The sequence below is a fragment of the Solwaraspora sp. WMMA2065 genome (assembly GCF_030345075.1).
GTDB lineage: Bacteria > Actinomycetota > Actinomycetes > Mycobacteriales > Micromonosporaceae > Micromonospora_E.
Genome location: NZ_CP128361.1, coordinates 2219759 through 2235836, shown reverse-complemented (window position 1 = coordinate 2235836; position 16078 = coordinate 2219759). Strand labels below are relative to the sequence as shown.

Annotated in this window: 11 protein-coding genes; 8 read left to right on the top strand and 3 right to left on the bottom strand. The window is 70.7% G+C overall.

The features are described from left to right. Positions 1–217 precede the first annotated feature (217 nt). The 3 genes from O7610_RS10120 to O7610_RS10110 are packed head-to-tail and all read left to right on the top strand — an operon-like array spanning position 218 to position 3866. Complete coding sequence (locus O7610_RS10120; RefSeq protein WP_281550486.1) at positions 218–1900, top strand: extracellular solute-binding protein; 1683 nt, start codon at positions 218–220, stop codon at positions 1898–1900. Further along, positions 1897–2889 (top strand): ABC transporter permease, encoded by a 993-nt coding sequence (locus O7610_RS10115; protein ID WP_281550485.1) that lies wholly within the window; start codon positions 1897–1899, stop codon positions 2887–2889. Before O7610_RS10120 ends, O7610_RS10115 begins: the two co-directional genes overlap by 4 nt. Further along, the gene (locus O7610_RS10110; protein WP_289213121.1) at positions 2886–3866 is read left to right on the top strand and encodes a carbohydrate ABC transporter permease; all 981 of its coding nucleotides are present in this window, start codon (positions 2886–2888) and stop codon (positions 3864–3866) included. Before O7610_RS10115 ends, O7610_RS10110 begins: the two co-directional genes overlap by 4 nt. Before the next feature lie 17 nt (positions 3867–3883). Here the strand turns inward: O7610_RS10110 and O7610_RS10105 are convergent, their stop codons facing one another. Further along, positions 3884–6190, bottom strand: a complete 2307-nt coding sequence (locus O7610_RS10105; protein ID WP_289213120.1) for a TIM-barrel domain-containing protein — start codon at positions 6188–6190, stop codon at positions 3884–3886. Positions 6191–6329: 139 nt separating this feature from the next. Between O7610_RS10105 and O7610_RS10100 the strand changes: the two genes are divergently transcribed. Further along, positions 6330–8606, top strand: coding sequence for a beta-galactosidase (locus tag O7610_RS10100; RefSeq protein WP_281567316.1), 2277 nt, complete (start codon positions 6330–6332; stop codon positions 8604–8606). A 138-nt stretch (positions 8607–8744) separates the two neighbouring features. After that, on the top strand, positions 8745–11069 hold the full coding sequence (locus tag O7610_RS10095) for a rhamnogalacturonan lyase family protein (protein WP_289213119.1): 2325 nt from the start codon (positions 8745–8747) through the stop codon (positions 11067–11069). Between the two features lie 209 nt (positions 11070–11278). Here O7610_RS10095 and O7610_RS10090 read toward each other — a convergent pair whose 3' ends face one another. Next, positions 11279–12286: an LLM class flavin-dependent oxidoreductase gene (locus O7610_RS10090; protein WP_281550480.1), complete on the bottom strand. Its 1008-nt coding sequence runs from the start codon at positions 12284–12286 to the stop codon at positions 11279–11281. Between the two features lie 120 nt (positions 12287–12406). Between O7610_RS10090 and manD the strand changes: the two genes are divergently transcribed. After that, positions 12407–13615 carry a D-mannonate dehydratase ManD gene (gene manD / locus O7610_RS10085; RefSeq protein WP_289213118.1) on the top strand — a complete coding sequence of 403 codons (1209 nt, stop codon included), beginning with the start codon at positions 12407–12409 and terminating at the stop codon, positions 13613–13615. Positions 13616–13733: 118 nt separating this feature from the next. Here the strand turns inward: manD and O7610_RS10080 are convergent, their stop codons facing one another. Beyond that, positions 13734–14030, bottom strand: coding sequence for a GNAT family N-acetyltransferase (locus O7610_RS10080; protein WP_289213117.1), 297 nt, complete (start codon positions 14028–14030; stop codon positions 13734–13736). Between the two features lie 21 nt (positions 14031–14051). On the opposite strand from O7610_RS10080, the gene O7610_RS10075 reads away from it, so the two are divergent. After that, positions 14052–15329: an NsdA family TPR-like regulatory protein gene (locus O7610_RS10075; RefSeq protein ID WP_289213116.1), complete on the top strand. Its 1278-nt coding sequence runs from the start codon at positions 14052–14054 to the stop codon at positions 15327–15329. A 4-nt stretch (positions 15330–15333) separates the two neighbouring features. Beyond that, positions 15334–16044: an SDR family NAD(P)-dependent oxidoreductase gene (locus tag O7610_RS10070; protein WP_289213115.1), complete on the top strand. Its 711-nt coding sequence runs from the start codon at positions 15334–15336 to the stop codon at positions 16042–16044. Positions 16045–16078: the final 34 nt, after the last annotated feature.

Genomic DNA, 16078 nt, shown 5'->3' with positions numbered 1-16078 from the left:
GGGACGGCGTGTCGCGGCGGTCACCGCGGGGTGGGCAGCCACCGGCGGTTCGCGTCATGTCGGCCTCCCTTGTGGCACCTGTCACCGTCGGCTACTTTGTTTAGTCAGCAGCCGAACTAACTCTAGCGTGCGAACCGTACCCCCACACCCCCATTTCGAGCTGGTTCGTCCCACCGTCGCCGGGATGCCTGGCTCGCCGATATGAAGGGAGCGCGCCGTGGATCGATCCCTCGCGGGCGCGGCCACCAACCGACGTCGATTCCTGGGCCTGGTCGGCCTGGGCGCCACCGCGATGGCCGGTGGCGGTTTTCTCTCCGGCTGCAGCCGGCCGGCCGGCACCCAGGGCGCGGCGACCGACGTCGACGCGGTCAGCGCGGTTCTGCCCAGATACCAGCCGGTCGAGCTGATCACCCCGGACATCGCCGGGGTACGCCCGATCGCCGACGGCTACCTGACGTACCCGACCGACCTGGTCAGGGCGGTCACCGAGACGCCCGGCAGCAGCGGTGAGCCGCTCACCGCGATGACGCCCTGGTGGGGGCCGACCCCGCCCGGCATCGACCGCAACGCCTACCTGCAGGCGGTCAACGAGCGGCTCGGCGTGCCGATCGACTTCAGCGTCCAGGACGGCAACACCTACGCCGACAAGCTGAGCGCCATCCTCGGTGCCCGCGACGTGCCGGACCTGCTCTGCGCCCCGAACTGGGAGATTGACAAGATCCCGCGGTTCTCCGACGCGGTCTCGGCGCTGTTCGAGGACCTGACCGACCACCTGGCCGGTGACGCCGCGCTGGCCTACCCGCACCTGGCCAGCTTCCCGACCGGGGCCTGGCAGTACGCGGTCTGGGGCGGCCGGCTGGCCGCCGTCCCGTGGCCGACCGACGGCCCGTTCCCGTACGCGCTGTTCTACCGCAAGGACCTCACCGACGCCGCCGGCGTGCAGGCCCCGAAGAACATTGAGGAGCTGCACGAGTTCGGCAAGGCGATGACCGATCCGGCCAACGGCGTCTGGGCCTTCGGCTCGATCTTCAACATGGTGCAGATGTTCTACGGTGTGCCCGGCTCGCAGGGCGGCTGGCGGCGCACCGACGGCGGCGGCCTGGAATTCAAGTACGAGACCGAGGAGTACCGCGAGGCCCTGGAGTTCACCACCAGACTGTTCGCCGAAGGGCTGGTGCATCCGGACATCGTGGAGAGCAAGGGCGCCGCCGACGCCAAGCAGCTGTTCAACAGCGGCAAGATGGTCTGCTACGAGGACGGCGTCGGCGCCTGGCGCGGCATGTACTCGGAGCAGCGGCAGATCACCCCGACGTTCGACATGCGGCCGGTGCCGATCTTCTCCGCCGACGGGCAGAGCACCCCGGTCGCCTGGGGCGAGGAAAAGCCGATCTTCTACACGTTCATCAAGAAAGGGCTGGGCAAGGAGCGCGTCGAGGAGATCCTGCGGGTGCTCGACTGGTGCGCCGCGCCGCTCGGCACCGAGGAGTACCACCTGCGCCAGTACGGCGTCGCCGACCAGCACCACACGGTCAGCGCCGACGGCAGCCCGGAGCTGACCGAGCTGGGCCGGCAGGAGATCGCCGACCAGTACACCTTCATCGTCGGGCGTTACCCGACCATCGTGCAGACCGCCGACGTCCCCGGCTTCGTCGAGGCCCTGCTGGACTACTCCAACGAGACGGTGAAGTACCTGGAGCCGAACCCGTGGGCCGGGATCAAGTTCGAGCTGCCGGCCAACCTGTCGCGGGTGCAGCAGCCGACCGAGGACAAGATCCTCGACGTGCTGCGCGGCCGCCGGCCGACCAGCGACCTCGAGCAGATCACGCAGGAGTGGCGCAGCGGCGGCGGTGACGAGGGGCGCGACTTCTTCCTCAAGGCGCTCGAAGACAACAATCGATGAGGTCCACCGACACCCCGGTGTCCGCCGGTTCCGGGGCCAACCGGAGCCGGCGGACACCGGGCAAGGTGCCGCTGCGGGCCCGGCTGCGCCGGGACTGGCCGCTGCTGGTGATGGCCGCGCCGGCCGCCCTGCTGCTGCTCGTCTTCCACTACCTGCCCACCCTGGGCAACGTGATCGCCTTCCAGGACTACAACCCGTGGGTCGGCGACAACGCGTTCGAGGCGTTCGTCTACAGCGAATGGATCGGGTTCGGCAACTTCGAGACCCTGTTCCGTGACCCGGCGTTCTGGGACGCGGTGGTCAACACCCTGACCATCACCGCGTTCCAGCTGGTCTTCTTCTTCCCGCTGCCGATCCTGCTGGCGATCCTGCTGCACAGCATCCTGTCGACCCGGGTGCGCGGGTTCATCCAGAGCGTCGTCTACCTGCCGCACTTCTTCAGCTGGGTGCTGGTGGTCACCTTCTTCATGCAGATGCTCGGCGGGGCCGGCCTGCTCGCCCAGCGGATGCGCGACGCCGGGCTCGACCCGCTCAACGTGATGGGCAACCCGGACACGTTCATCGTGCTGGTCACCGCCGAGTCCGTGTGGAAGGACGTCGGCTGGGGGGCGATCATCTTCCTGGCCGCGCTCAGCGCCATCGACCAGAACCTCTACGAGGCGGCGGCGGCCGACGGCGCCGGACGCTGGCGGCGGCTGTGGCACATCACCCTGCCCGGGCTGCGTCCGGTCATCATCCTGCTGCTGATCCTGCGGCTCGGTGACGCGCTCACCGTCGGGTTCGAGCAGTTCATCCTGCAGCGTGAGGCGGTCGGCCGGCAGGCCGCCGAGGTGCTCGACACCTACGTCTACTACCAGGCGATCATCCCGCAGCAGTGGGGGATGGGTGCCGCCGCCGGCCTGTTCAAGGGCGTCATCGGGCTGGTGCTGATCATCGCCGCGAACAAGTTCGCCCACCGCCTCGGCGAGCAGGGAGTGTACTCCAGGTGAGCATCGCGCGTACGCTGGCCGCCGGGCGCCGACCCCGGCTCAACCCGGTGAACCAGCCGCCCCGACGGCGGCGCCCCGGCGGCGGCCGGCCGGTCTGGGAGGAGCCGCCGAGCCCGGTCGGCCAGGGCGTCAAAGGGCTCGTCCTCGCCACGATGGTGCTGGCCGTGATCTTCCCGATATGGTCGGTCCTGGTGACCAGCCTCGCGTCGCGGGAGACCATCAACGCCACCGGCGGCATGGTGGTGATCCCCCGGGAGATCGACCTGTCGGCGTACGTGAACATCTTCTCCGGCGGTCAGATCAGCCGGGCGGTGTGGGTCAGCACCCTGGTCACCGTCGTCGGCACGACGTTCAGCCTGGTGCTGACGGTGCTGGCGGCGTACGGGCTGTCCCGCAAGGACTCGGTCGCGCACCGTCCGTTGCTGTTCCTGTTCCTGCTCACCTTCCTGATCTATCCCGGCATGGTGCCGAGCTACCTGGTGGTGACCGGGCTGGGCCTGAAGAACAGCCTGTGGGCGCTGATCCTGCCGACCGCGATCAGCGTGTTCAACCTGGTGGTGATCCGGGCGTTCTTCATGAACGTGCCGGCCGAGCTGATCGACGCGGCCCGCATCGACGGCGCCGGGGAGTTCCGGATCCTGTGGCGGATCATGTTGCCGCTGTCGCGGGCGGTGATCGCCGTCGTCGGGCTGTTCTACGCCGTCGGTTACTGGAACGCGTACTTCAACGCCGTGCTCTACATCGACGACAACGACAAGTGGCCGATCCAGCGGGTGCTGCAGAGCTACATCCTGGCCGGCCAGTCGCCGTCGGTCACCGGCGCGCCGGTGAACATCCCCGGGGTCACCGCGTACCCGCCGACCCTGGCGGTCAAGATGGCGGTGGTGGTGATCACCGTACTGCCGGCGGTGGTGATCTTCCCGTTCGTGCAGCGGCACTTCACCAAGGGCGTCATCACCGGCGCGATCAAGGGTTGACCGGCCGGCACCGCTGGTCACAGCGGTACGCCGTCGAGCAGCACCGTGGCTGGTGGCTCGGTGCCGGTCACCGCGACGACCTCGACCCGGCGGACCGGCAGCGGCCCGTCGACGTCGACCCGCAACGTGCCGCCGTCGCGTACCGCCCGGACCGTGGTGTCGCCGTCGACGTCGCAGACCAACGTCTCGGCGCTGACCCCGCCCCAGCTGACCAGGGTCACGTCGGTGAACGGGCCGTCGCCGACGGTGTCCCAGGGCTCCGACGTCGGGATCAGCGCGCCGTGCCGGACGAACAACGGGATCCGGTCCAACGGCGTCTCGACCAGCAGGTGGCGTCCGCCGGTGTGGGTCCGGCCGGTCCAGTGGTCGACCCAGTCACCGGCCGGCAGGTAGACGTGCCGCCGTCCGTCCGGACTGATCATCGGCGCGACCAGCAGGTCGGTGCCGAGCCGGTACTCCAGCTCGGCACCCCAGGCGGCCGGATCGTCCGGCGCGTCGACCAGCAGCGCCCGCATCATCGGGGCACCGGTGCGGGCGGCCGTGACCGCCGCCGAGTAGAGGTAGGGCATCAACCGGTAGCGCAGCCGGATCGCCTCGACCGCGTCCCGCGCGGCGTCGTCGGGAAAGTCCCACGGCAGCCGGCTGGTGGTGCCGTGGAAGCGCACCAGCGGCGAGAACGCCCCGAACTGCGCCCACCGCACGTACAGGTCGGGGGTCGGGGTGCCGTGGAAGCCGCCGGCGTCGTGGCTCCAGAACGGTACGCCGGACAGGCCGTGCGACAGTCCGCCGCGCAACGTGCTGGCCATCCCCGGGTACGTCGCGTTGACGTCGCCGCTCCACTGGGCCGGATGCCGCTGCCCGCCGAGGAACGACGACCGGGCCCACACCATGCCGTGCCCGGCGACCTCCCGGGTGACCGCCGCGACCGCGTCGTTGAACAGCAACGTGTAGACGTTGTGCAGTTCGACGCCGGTCATCCCGTTGTGTGCCACCGCGTCGGCCGGCACCCCTTCGGCGAAGTCGGTCTTGAACACCATCGCGCCCTGCCGCAGCAGGTCGCGCAGCAGACCGGTGAACCACTCGGTGGCCGCCGGGTTGGTGAAGTCGACGATCCCGCAGACCGGGTAGGAGCCGTGCCAGACGTCGGCGATGTAGGTGGAGCCGTCCGGGCGGCGCAGGAAGTAGCCGGCCGCGTCGGCCTGCGCGAAGACCGGGCTGCCGGTCATGATGTACGGGTTCATCCAGAGGCTCACCTTGAACCCCTGCCCGGCGAGGGTGGCCAGCATGCCGGCCGGGTCGGGGAAGTTGGTGGCGTCCCAGGCCAGGTCGGACCAGGCACCGTCGGCCTGCCAGTAGCAGTCCAGGTGCAGCACGTCGCACGGGATGCCGTCGGCGCGGATCCGCCGGGCCCGGTCCAGGACCTTGTCCTGACTGTCCACGAAGAAGCCGGAGGAGATCCAGGTGCCGAACGCCCACTTCGGTGGCAGCACCGGTCGGCCGGTCAACCCGTCGTAGCGGTCCAGGATCTCGGCGGGGGTGGGGCCGGCGATCACGTAGTAGTCGATCAGGTCGTCCGGCACCAGGATCTGGACGCAGCTGTGTGTGGACGAGCAGATGTCGAACTCCACCGGCATGCCGCTGTCGACCAGCACCCCGTAGCCACGGTCGGACAGGTACAGCGGGACGTTCTTGTGCGACCGGTCCGACTCGCTGCCGAAGGCGTCGAAGTTCCACATCAGCGCCCGCTGGCCGCGCTTGTCCAGCCGGGTGAACTTCTCGCCGAGGCCGACGAAGCGCTCGTCACCGGGCGCGTCGAAGCTCTCGTGGTACGCGGCGACGGTCCCGTCGACCAGGGACCGGCCGAACGGCAGGGTGCGCAGCCGGCCGCTGATGTCACGCTCGCCCCGGTTCTGGTTGAGCAGCACCCGACCCTGCCGGTCGAGGAACCGCAGATGCCACGGGTCGAGCCGCAGTTCGGCGACGACCGTACCGGCGTCGACGCGTACCGTGTCGCCGGCCACGGTGACCGTGGCCGGAGAAGGCTGGGGATCGACCAGCGGCAGCGCCCGGGCCGACCGGCTGCGGGCGTCGGGTGTCGCGCTGAGCCGGACCCGGATCACCCCCTCCCCGGCGGCGCTGACCGCGACCGTCAGCGTCTCGCCGTCGGCGGTGCCGCCCTTGCAGGTGATCCCGGCCGCGTCGGTGCCCAGCAACTCTGCGCGGACCAGCGCGGACAGGCCCTCCTCGCCGGGCGCGCGGACCGGCAGGTCGGGTGGGTCGGCCACGAACGTCTCGTGGGGGACCAGGGGCGGACGGTACGGCATGGGCTCTCCTCGTCGGGTCCGGCGCTCGACCCTCGTCGGGTCCGGCGCTCGACGCTTCCTGGTGGAACCTGCGGCCTGGGGGCGACTAAATTAGTTTCTTTGCTAACCCAACAAACTGTCAACGTCGGAGGGAGCGCCGATGCGCTGGCCGAAAGGACTCGACGGGCTCTGCTACGGCGGGGACTACAACCCCGAACAGTGGCCGGAGACGACCTGGGTCGAGGATGTCGAGCTGATGCGACGCGCCCGGGTCAACCTGGTCACCGTCGGGGTGTTCGCCTGGTCCCGGTTGGAACCGCACCCCGGCGAGTACACCGTCGACTGGCTTGACCGGGCACTCGACCTGCTGCACCGGGGCGGGATCCGAGTCGTCCTGGCCACCCCGACCGCTTCGCCACCGCCGTGGTTCTCCCTCGCCCACCCCGACGCGCTGCCGGTCACGGCCGACGGGGTACGGCTGCGGCACGGCAGCCGGGACACGTACTGCGCGGCCGCCCCCGCGTACCGCGTCGCGGCCCGGCGCATCGCCGCGATGCTCGCCGACCGCTACCGCGACCACCCGGCGCTGGCCATGTGGCACGTGCACAACGAGTACGGCACGGTCTGCCACTGCCCGCACGCGGCCGCCGCGTTCCGGCGCTGGCTCCGGCAGCGGTACGGCGACCTGGACCGGCTCAACGAGGCGTGGACCGGCGCGTTCTGGAGCCAGCGCTACTCCGACTGGGCGCAGGTCGAACCGCCGCGCGCCACCCAGTACCTGGCCAACCCGACGCAGGCGCTGGACTTCCGCCGGTTCTGGTCCGACGAACTGCTCGCCGCCTACCGCGACCAGCGCGACCTGCTCCGCGAGCACACGCCGAACGTACCGGTCACCACCAACTACGTGTTCGGCGACTGGGTTCCGGTGGACCACGCCCGGTGGGCGCGGGAGGTCGACCTGGTCGCCGTCGACCACTATCCGACCGAGACCGACGGCCGGGCCGAGGAACAGACCGCGCTCGCCGCCGACCTCGCCCGGTCCTGGTCACGCCCGGTCACCGGAGACAGGTCACCGGCACCGGCCGGCCGGCACCGGCCCTGGCTGCTGATGGAGAGCGCGCCCAACCTGATCTACCGGTACGCCGAGGGGACCGCCTACGCCAAGGAGCCTGGCCGGATGCTGCGGCACAGCGTCGCCCACGTCGCGCGCGGCTCCCGGGGCGCGATGTTCTTCCAGTGGCGGGCGCCGCGCGGCGGTGCCGAGGCGTTCCACTCGGCGATGGTGCCGCACGCCGGTGCCGACTCTCGGACCTTCCGGTCGGCGGTACAGCTCGGCGAGGCGCTGCGGCTGCTCGCCGCGACCGACACCGCCACGGTGGCGGCCCGGGCCGCGATCGGCTGGGACGCCGCCAGCGGGTGGGCGCTGCAGCATCCCGGGATGCCGTCCGGGCACATCTCGTACGCCGACGAGGTGGCCGCCGCGCACCGGGCGCTGTGGCGGTGCGGGATCACCACCGACTTCGTCTGCCCGGCGGCCGGGCCGCCGGAGCTGACCGGCTACCGGATGCTGGTGCTGCCCGCGCTGTACCTGATGGACGACGCCGTCGCGGACGCCCTGGGCGACTGGGTGCGCGCCGGCGGCCATCTGGTGGTCAGCTACCTGTCCGGGGTCGCCGACTCCGACGCCCGGGTCCGGCTGGGCGGATATCCGGGCGCCCTGCGTGAACTGCTCGGCGTCCGCAGCGAGGAGTTACTGCCGCTCGGTCCGGACGGCACGGTGCGGCTGTCCGGCGGGCGTACCGGCCGGCTGTGGCGGGAACGCTTCGGGGCCGGCGCCGCCGAGCCGGTACTCGACTACGTCGACGGCGTGCTGGCCGGCCAACCGGCGGTGACCCGCCGGGCGGTCGGTGCCGGGGCCGCCTGGTACCTGTCCACCAGGCTGGACGACGACGGTTACCGGGAACTGCTGGCGGTGGTCGCCGCCGAGGCCGGGGTGGCACCGGTGCTGCCCGCCGCGCCCGCCGGGGTGGAGGCGGTACGCCGGGTGGACGGCACCACCCGGTGGCTGTTCCTGTTCAACCATGGCCGGGAGGAGGCGGTGGTGGCGGCCACCGGTGAGGTGCTGGTCTCCGGTGGCGTCCTACCGTCCGGGGAGATCATGGTGGCCAGCGACGTTCTGCCCGCCGGTGAGGTCCTGCTGGCGGTCGGTGCCGGCTCGGCTGATTCCGGCCGGTCGACCGGCCGATGGCCGGTCAGCTCGGCCGGTGTCACCGGCACACCGGGTCGCGGCCGGGGCGCTCGTCGGGTCCGGGTGCCAGCGGGCGGGCTGCTGGTGCTGCGGGAGCCGGACCACCCGGTGGGTGACCGCCTCCGCCGACACGGACCCCGCCGGGCTCCGATGGACATCGACATTGATCGAGGAAAGCGATTGCCCTAGCATTGGCCTGCACGGGAGCCGACCGACGACCGCCGCACCGAGGTCGACCGATCCAGCGCAGCGCCACCGGGCGCACGCCCCGGCCGGGCAGCCGGGCGTCCGTCCGTTGCCGCCCGCCCTCTGCTCCCGGAGACTCCCATGCGCAATGTCCCTCCCAACAGTTCCCGGTCCCAGCCCGGGACTCCCCGCCGAGCCCTGCTCGCCGTCGCGACCGCGGTGGCCACTGCGGCCGGTGCCGGTGTGGCCACCACGATCCTCGCGTCGCCGGCCGCCGCAGCCGCTGGCTGCGCGGTCGACTACCGCGTCACCAGCCAATGGCCCGGTGGCTTCGGCGCCAGCGTGTCCGTGACCAACCTCGGTGACCCCGTCACCTCCTGGCAGCTGACCTGGTCGTTCGGCGCCGGGCAGACGATCACCCAGGCGTGGAACGCGGCGGTGACGCAGAACGGTGCCCAGGTCACCGCGGACAACGTCGGCTACAACGGGAACCTGGCCACCAACGCCAGCACCGAGTTCGGCTTCAACGGATCCTGGAACAACAGCAGCAATCCGGTGCCGACGACCTTCGCGCTCAACGGGACCACCTGCACCGGCGGCGTCGCGCCGACCACCGCACCCCCGCCGACGACGGCACCCCCGACCACGGCACCACCGACGACCGCCCCACCGACCACGGCGCCACCGCCCACCACCGCGCCGCCGACGCCGGGGCCCGGCGCCAAGCAGATGGAAGACCTCGACCGAGGGCTGATCAGCGTCCGTTCCGGATCCGGCAACCTGGTCTCCTGGCGGCTGCTCGGCACCGAGGCCGCCGGCACCGGGTTCCACGTCTACCGTGGCTCCACCCGGATAACCTCGTCGCCGGTCACCGCGTCGACCAACTACTACGACGCGGGTACCGCGTCCAACGCCAGCTACACCGTCCGGGCGGTGGTCGGTGGCGTCGAGCAGCCCGCGTCGCCGGCGTCGTTGACCTTCGCCAACGGCTACCTGGACGTGCCGCTGCAGGTGCCGCCAGGCGGCACCACCCCGTCCGGGGAGAGCTACAGCTACTCGGCGAACGACGCCAGCGTCGGCGACCTCGACGGTGACGGACAGTACGAGATTGTCCTGAAGTGGGACCCGTCCAACGCCAAGGACAACGCGCACTCCGGCTACACCGGCAACGTCTACGTCGACGCGTACCGGCTCGACGGGACCCGGCTGTGGCGCCTCGACCTGGGGCGCAACATCCGGGCCGGCGCCCACTACACCCAGTTCCAGGTGTACGACTACGACGGCGACGGCCGGGCCGAGGTGGCGATGAAGACCGCCGACGGCAGCCGGGACGGCCGGGGCACGGTGATCGGCAACTCCGGCGCCGACTACCGCAACTCGTCCGGCTACGTGCTGTCCGGCCCGGAGTTCCTGACCATGTTCGACGGTCTGACCGGCGCCGCCCTGTCCACCGTCAACTACGTACCGGCCCGGGGCACGGTGTCGTCCTGGGGCGACTCGTACGGCAACCGGGTGGACCGGTTCCTCGCCGGCACCGCCTACCTGGACGGGCAGCGGCCGTCGTTGATCATGTCACGCGGCTACTACACCCGTACCGTCATCGCCGCCTGGGACTTCCGCAACGGCAACCTCACCCAGCGGTGGGTCTTCGACTCCAACTCGTCGGGTAACGGCAGCTACGCCGGGCAGGGCAACCACTCGCTGTCCATCGCCGACGTCGACCGTGACGGCCGCGACGAGATCGTCTTCGGCGGTGCCACCATCGACGACAACGGTCGCGGGCTGTGGAACACCAGCCTGAACCACGGCGACGCCGGCCACGTCGGTGACCTCGACCCGCGCCGTGCCGGGCTGGAGTACTTCAAGGTCCAGGAGGACGGCTCGAAGCCGTCGTCGGCGCTGATCGACGCCCGTACCGGGCAGATCATCTGGCAGACCCCGACCGGCGGGGACAACGGCCGGGGCGTGTCGGCGGACATCTGGGCTGGCAGCGCCGGTGCCGAGTCCTGGTCGTCGGCCGTTTCCGAGCTGCGCTCGCCGACCGGCGGCAACGTCGGACGCAAGCCGTCGTCGGCCAACTTCCTCAGCTGGTGGGACGGCGACCCGGTCCGGGAGTTGCTCGACCAGACCCGGATCGACAAGTACGGCACCTCCGGCGACACCCGGCTGTTGACCGGCTCCGGGGTGGCATCGAACAACGGCACCAAGGCGACCCCCGCTTTGTCTGCCGACCTGTTCGGCGACTGGCGGGAGGAGGTCATCTGGCGGACCAGCGATTCCCGCGCGTTGCGGATCTACGCCACACCGCACGCCACCGATCGACGGATCCACACCCTGATGCACGACCCGCAGTACCGGGTGGCGGTCGCCTGGCAGAACACCGCCTACAACCAGCCGCCACACCCGTCGTTCTTCATTGGCGCCAACATGCCGGCACCACCGACGCCGAACGTCTACGTGCGGTGAATGTTTCCCTTCTAGTGAATCCGGCGGCCGACTGAGTGAGTCGACGGCCGTAGACGCGCCGACGGGGGACCGGAACCCGGTCCCCCGTCGGCGGACGCGACGACATCCACCCCACGCGTGATCTCGTGCGTCGAACCATCACCTGCCAAAGACGATAGCCAGCGGACCGTCGCGCGGCGGTGACCGGCTGATGAAGCTCCTGTTTCCAGCTATTGATCGCCGTCCGTGGGGTGACCCGGGTCACCGGCCACCAGCTCGAACGAGCGCACCCGGTCGGCGACGTCGTACACCATCGTGGTCAACATCAGCTCGTCGGCACCGGTGCGCTCGCGCAACTCGTGCAGCGCCCGCCGGACCGTGTCGGGGGAGCCGACCGCCTGCTCCTCGTTGCGTTGGCGGATGAACTGCAGCTCGAGATCCGTGTACGGATAGGCGGCCGCTTCCTCCGGGCTGACCAGCGCCTCCGGCCGCCCGGCGCGCAGCCGCAGAAACGCCAGGGCGGCCGGGCCGGACAGCCACTCGGCCCGCTCGTCCGACTCGGCGCAGACGACGTTGACCGCGACCATCGCGTACGGCCGGTCCAACCACGCCGACGGGCGGAAATGCCGCCGGTACAGCGCGAGCGCCGGCAGCGTGTTGGCCGCACTGAAATGGTGTGCGAAAGAGAACGGCAGGCCCAGGGTGCCGGCGAGTTGGGCGCTGAATCCGCTGGAACCGAGCAGCCAGATCGCCGGTGACTGCCCGGCGTGCGGGGTCGCGGCGATCGGTCCGGCGTCGCCGCGCAGATAGCCGATCAGGGTCGCCAGCTCCTGCGGGAACGTTTCAGCGCCCAGCCCGGCCATGGTTCGCCGCAGCGCCAGCGCGGTGGCCTGGTCGGTGCCCGGGGCCCGGCCGATGCCGAGGTCGACCCGGCCCGGGTGCAGCGCCTCCAACGTGCCGAACTGCTCGGCGACCACCAGCGGCGGATGGTTGGGCAGCATCACCCCGCCGGAGCCGACCCGGATCGTCGAGGTGGCCGCGGCCAGGTGGGCGAGCAGCACCGCCGGTGCCGAGCTTGCGATGGCTGGCATGTTGTGGTGTTCGGCCACCCACAACCGGTGGTAGCCGAGCTGCTCGACCCGGCGGGCCAGCTCGGTGGTGTGCCGCAGCGCCTCACCGGCGGATCTGCCGGCGGCGACCGGGGCCACGTCGAGGACGGAGAGCGGAACGTCGATCACACCTGTGCCCAACCCGGGTACCCGCCCGGATCTTCCCGCCGCACGGATCTCCCGGCATCGTCGGTTCGGCTAACCTCGGCGGCGAGCGGCAGCCGGCCGCGCAGACGAGGAGACTGGTCGATGCGGATCGTGGACGCCCGGGTGATCGTGACCTGCCCGGGCCGCAACTTCGTCACCTTGAAGATCGTCACCTCGGACGGTGTGACCGGCGTCGGCGACGCCACCCTCAACGGCCGCGAACTGGCCGTCGCCAGCTACCTGCGTGACCACGTGGTGCCGACGCTGATCGGTCGGGACGCGAGCCGGATCGAGGACACCTGGCAGTACCTGTACCGGGGTGCCTACTGGCGGCGCGGTCCGGTCACGATGAGCGCCATCGCGGCAGTCGACACCGCGCTGTGGGACATCAAGGGAAAGACCGCCGGACTACCGGTCTACCAGCTGCTCGGCGGTCGCTGCCGCGACGGGGTCACCGTCTACGGCCACGCCAACGCCGAGACGGTCCCCGAGGTGCTCGCCGAGGTGGCCCGCTACGTCGACCTCGGCTACCGGGCGGTGCGGGTGCAGACCGCCGTCCCGGGCCTGCCGGCCACCTACGGCGTCGGCAAGGACCGGATGTTCTACGAGCCGGCCGACGCCGTGATCCCCACCGAGACCACCTGGTCGACCGAGCGCTACCTGGTGCACACCCCGCAGGTCTTCGCGGCGGTACGCGACGAGTTCGGCCCGCACCTGAAGCTGCTGCACGACGCCCACCACCGGCTCACCCCGATCGAGGCGGCCCGGCTCGGCAAGGACCTGGAACCGTACCGGCTGACCTGGCTGGAGGACCCGGTCCCGGCCGAGCTGCAGGAGGGCTTCCGGCTGATCCGCCAGCACACGACCACCCCGATCGCCGTCGGGGAGGTCTTCAACACCATCTTCGACTGCCAGCAGCTGATCACCGAGCAGCTGATCGACTACGTCCGTACCACGGTGGTGCGAGCCGGCGGGATCAGCCACCTGCGGCGGATCTTCGACCTGGCCGCGCTGCACCACGTCCGCAGCGGATCGCACGGCGCCACCGACCTGTCGCCGGTCTGCATGGCCGCCGCGCTGCACGTCGACCTGAGCATCCCCAACTTCGGCCTGCAGGAGTACATGCGGCACACCGAGGCCACCGACGAGGTGTTCCCGCACTCGTACCACTTCGCCGACGGCTACCTGCACCCCGGCGAGGAACCCGGGCTCGGCGTCGACATCGACGAGTCAGCGGCGGCGCGCTACCCGTACGCGCCGGCCTCGCTGCCGGTCAACCGCCTCACCGACGGGTCGATGCACAACTGGTGACCCGACCAGGCCGGTCGGTTCCTCGCCGGCACGCGTCGATGTGAGGCTGAGACACCCTATGACGCAGGTTTGAGGTATCTCAGCCTCTACATCGACGAGGCGCTGCGGCTCTTCTGGCTCAGCCGACACGCCGGGCTACCGCCATGGGCGGTTGGTCGACCGGGTCACCGGAGCGGCGCATCGCCCACAGCGGTGGGCCGCCGGCCGGCAGGTGGGCCACCCGGACGATCCGGTAGCCGTGGCGTTCGTGGAACACCCGCTGTCGCTGGCTGCTCGCCTCGACCACGGCCGGCATCCCGATCCGGTCGAGCCGGGCATGATGCGCGGCCAGCAGCGCCGACCCGATGCCTCGCCGTCTCAGCCAGGGTGCCGCCGCCAGGAACGCCAGATGGTGGTGCCGGCCGGTCGGCTCCACGCGGCCGGCGGTGAACGTGTAGTGCGCGTACGGTCCGTGCCGGTCGCCGCAGGCCCGCGCCGGCGGCTGAACACCGCTGCCCGACGCGAGAAAGCGTGGCGCTGGGAGCGTTGGGGCGTCGTGCCCGACCTCGCAACTCAGTGCGCGCTCGCCGACGAGTTGGGCGTACCGCGTCAGGCGGTCCGCGAGCTGGGCTGGCCCCATTGGCTACCGGTCGGTCAGCGGATCGATACCGACACCCCTTGGACGATGGACGGCGGATTGACGCTGTTGAGAGAGACGGCGGGAGCAGCAGTGTTGGATCGGCGCGGGTTCATGATCCTCGGTGTCGGCGCGGCGGCGACACTCGCACAGCAGTGGCTCACGCTTGATCCGCCACCGTTGCGTTCGGGGCTGGACGGCGGCCCACTCGACGCCTCGCTCGTCGACTGCTTCGAGCAGCGCCTCCCCACTCTCCGGCAGATCGACGCGCTCCTCGGCGGCGGCAGCGTCCGTGACGTCGTGGACGCGGAGTTGCGACTCGTCACCGACCTCTTGAACAACAGCTCCTACGCCGACAGCATCCGCCGACGGATGTTCGCAGTCGCCACCGAACTCGGCAGGATCGCAGGCTGGGCCAGCTTCGACGCCGGCCACCAGGCCGCAGCCGAGCGCTACTGGGTCGCCGCGCTGCACACCGCGCACCTCGCCGACGACCGAACCGCCGGCGCGAACATTCTGAAGTGCATGAGTCTGCAGCGAGTCGACAGCGACCGGGCAGACGAAGCACTCGCACTGGCAACCGCCGCCGTCAACGGAGCCGGGGACGCTCCCGCGCGGGTCCTGGCGATGTTCGCCACGCGCCAGGCCCGCGCCCACGCCGCCCTCAACGACGCCAGTGCAGCGGAGCGCTGCCTCACCAGCGCCGAAACGCACATGGCCCGAGCAGACGACGAGCCCGGCCCTGCCTGGGCGGGCTACTTCGACCAAGCCGAGTACTGCGCTCAGGTCGCGGCCTGCTACCTGATGCTCGACCGGTACCAGAACGCCGACCGCTGGCTCGCCCAAGCCTTGGATCTGCAACCCACGACCCGTAGCCGGGACCGCGCCACCTACCTGATCTGGCGAGCAGACGTCGCCGCCAGCCTCGGCGACGTCGAACAAGCCTGCGCCTACGTACACCGCGCAGCACCCGAGGTCGTGAAGACCCGCTCGCTACGGAATCATCACCGGCTGATGGGCATCCACAGCCGCCTTACCAAGTACGACACCCCCGCCACCCGCGAGTTGGACGAACGCGTACGGGGTCTGGTCGCATAGCACCATGACATCGGACGTCCAGCGGGTAGCCGTCGTCACCGGAGCCAACCGAGGGCTCGGCCGAGCAATCGCCCAGCAGCTTGCACAGGCCGGCCTCCACGTCGTGGTCACCGCCAGAAGCGTCGAAGCCGCAGAGCGCACCGCCGCCGAGCTGACCGGCCTCGGCCTGCCTGCCTCCGGCCACCAGCTCGACATCACCGACCCCGCCAGCGTCGCGCGCGCCATGGCCGACGTCGGCTACCAGTACGGCCGGCTCGACGTCCTGGTCAACAACGCTGCCATCGCCATCGACCGAGGCCAGGCAGCCAGCGCGGCCGACATGGAGAAGGTCGCTGCGACCCTCGACGCGAACCTCATCGGCACCTGGCGCTGCTGCACCGCCGCCATCCCGGAGATGAAGCGAAATGGGTACGGCCGGATCGTCAACGTCACCAGCCACATGGGTACGTCCGCCGAAATGGGCACCGGCAGCGTCTCCTACCGAGTCTCCAAAGCAGGCGTCAACGCGTTCACCCAGATCCTCGCCGCAGAGCTACACGAGCACAACATCCTCGTCAACGCGGCGTCGCCGGGGAAGGTCGACACCCGCCTCGCCTACGGAAAAGCCAATGACACTCCCGGCGAAGCAGCCGACACCTTCACCTGGCTGGCCACGCTCCCCGACGATGGACCCACCGGCGACCTCTTCTACAACCGCAAGCTACTACCCTGGTAGGTAGGAGATAGGCGGAAGTCAACCGGGGAGGAAT

What these genes read in the sequence shown, in the direction of transcription:
- O7610_RS10100 (WP_281567316.1), top strand. Translation starts at nt 6,330, where the DNA reads ATGCGCTGGCCGAAAGGACTCGACGGGCTCTGCTACGGCGGGGACTAC.
- O7610_RS10105 (WP_289213120.1), bottom strand. Translation starts at nt 6,190, where the DNA reads ATGCCGTACCGTCCGCCCCTGGTCCCCCACGAGACGTTCGTGGCCGAC.
- O7610_RS10095 (WP_289213119.1), top strand. Translation starts at nt 8,745, where the DNA reads ATGCGCAATGTCCCTCCCAACAGTTCCCGGTCCCAGCCCGGGACTCCC.
- O7610_RS10115 (WP_281550485.1), top strand. Translation starts at nt 1,897, where the DNA reads ATGAGGTCCACCGACACCCCGGTGTCCGCCGGTTCCGGGGCCAACCGG.
- manD (WP_289213118.1), top strand. Translation starts at nt 12,407, where the DNA reads ATGCGGATCGTGGACGCCCGGGTGATCGTGACCTGCCCGGGCCGCAAC.
- O7610_RS10070 (WP_289213115.1), top strand. Translation starts at nt 15,334, where the DNA reads ATGACATCGGACGTCCAGCGGGTAGCCGTCGTCACCGGAGCCAACCGA.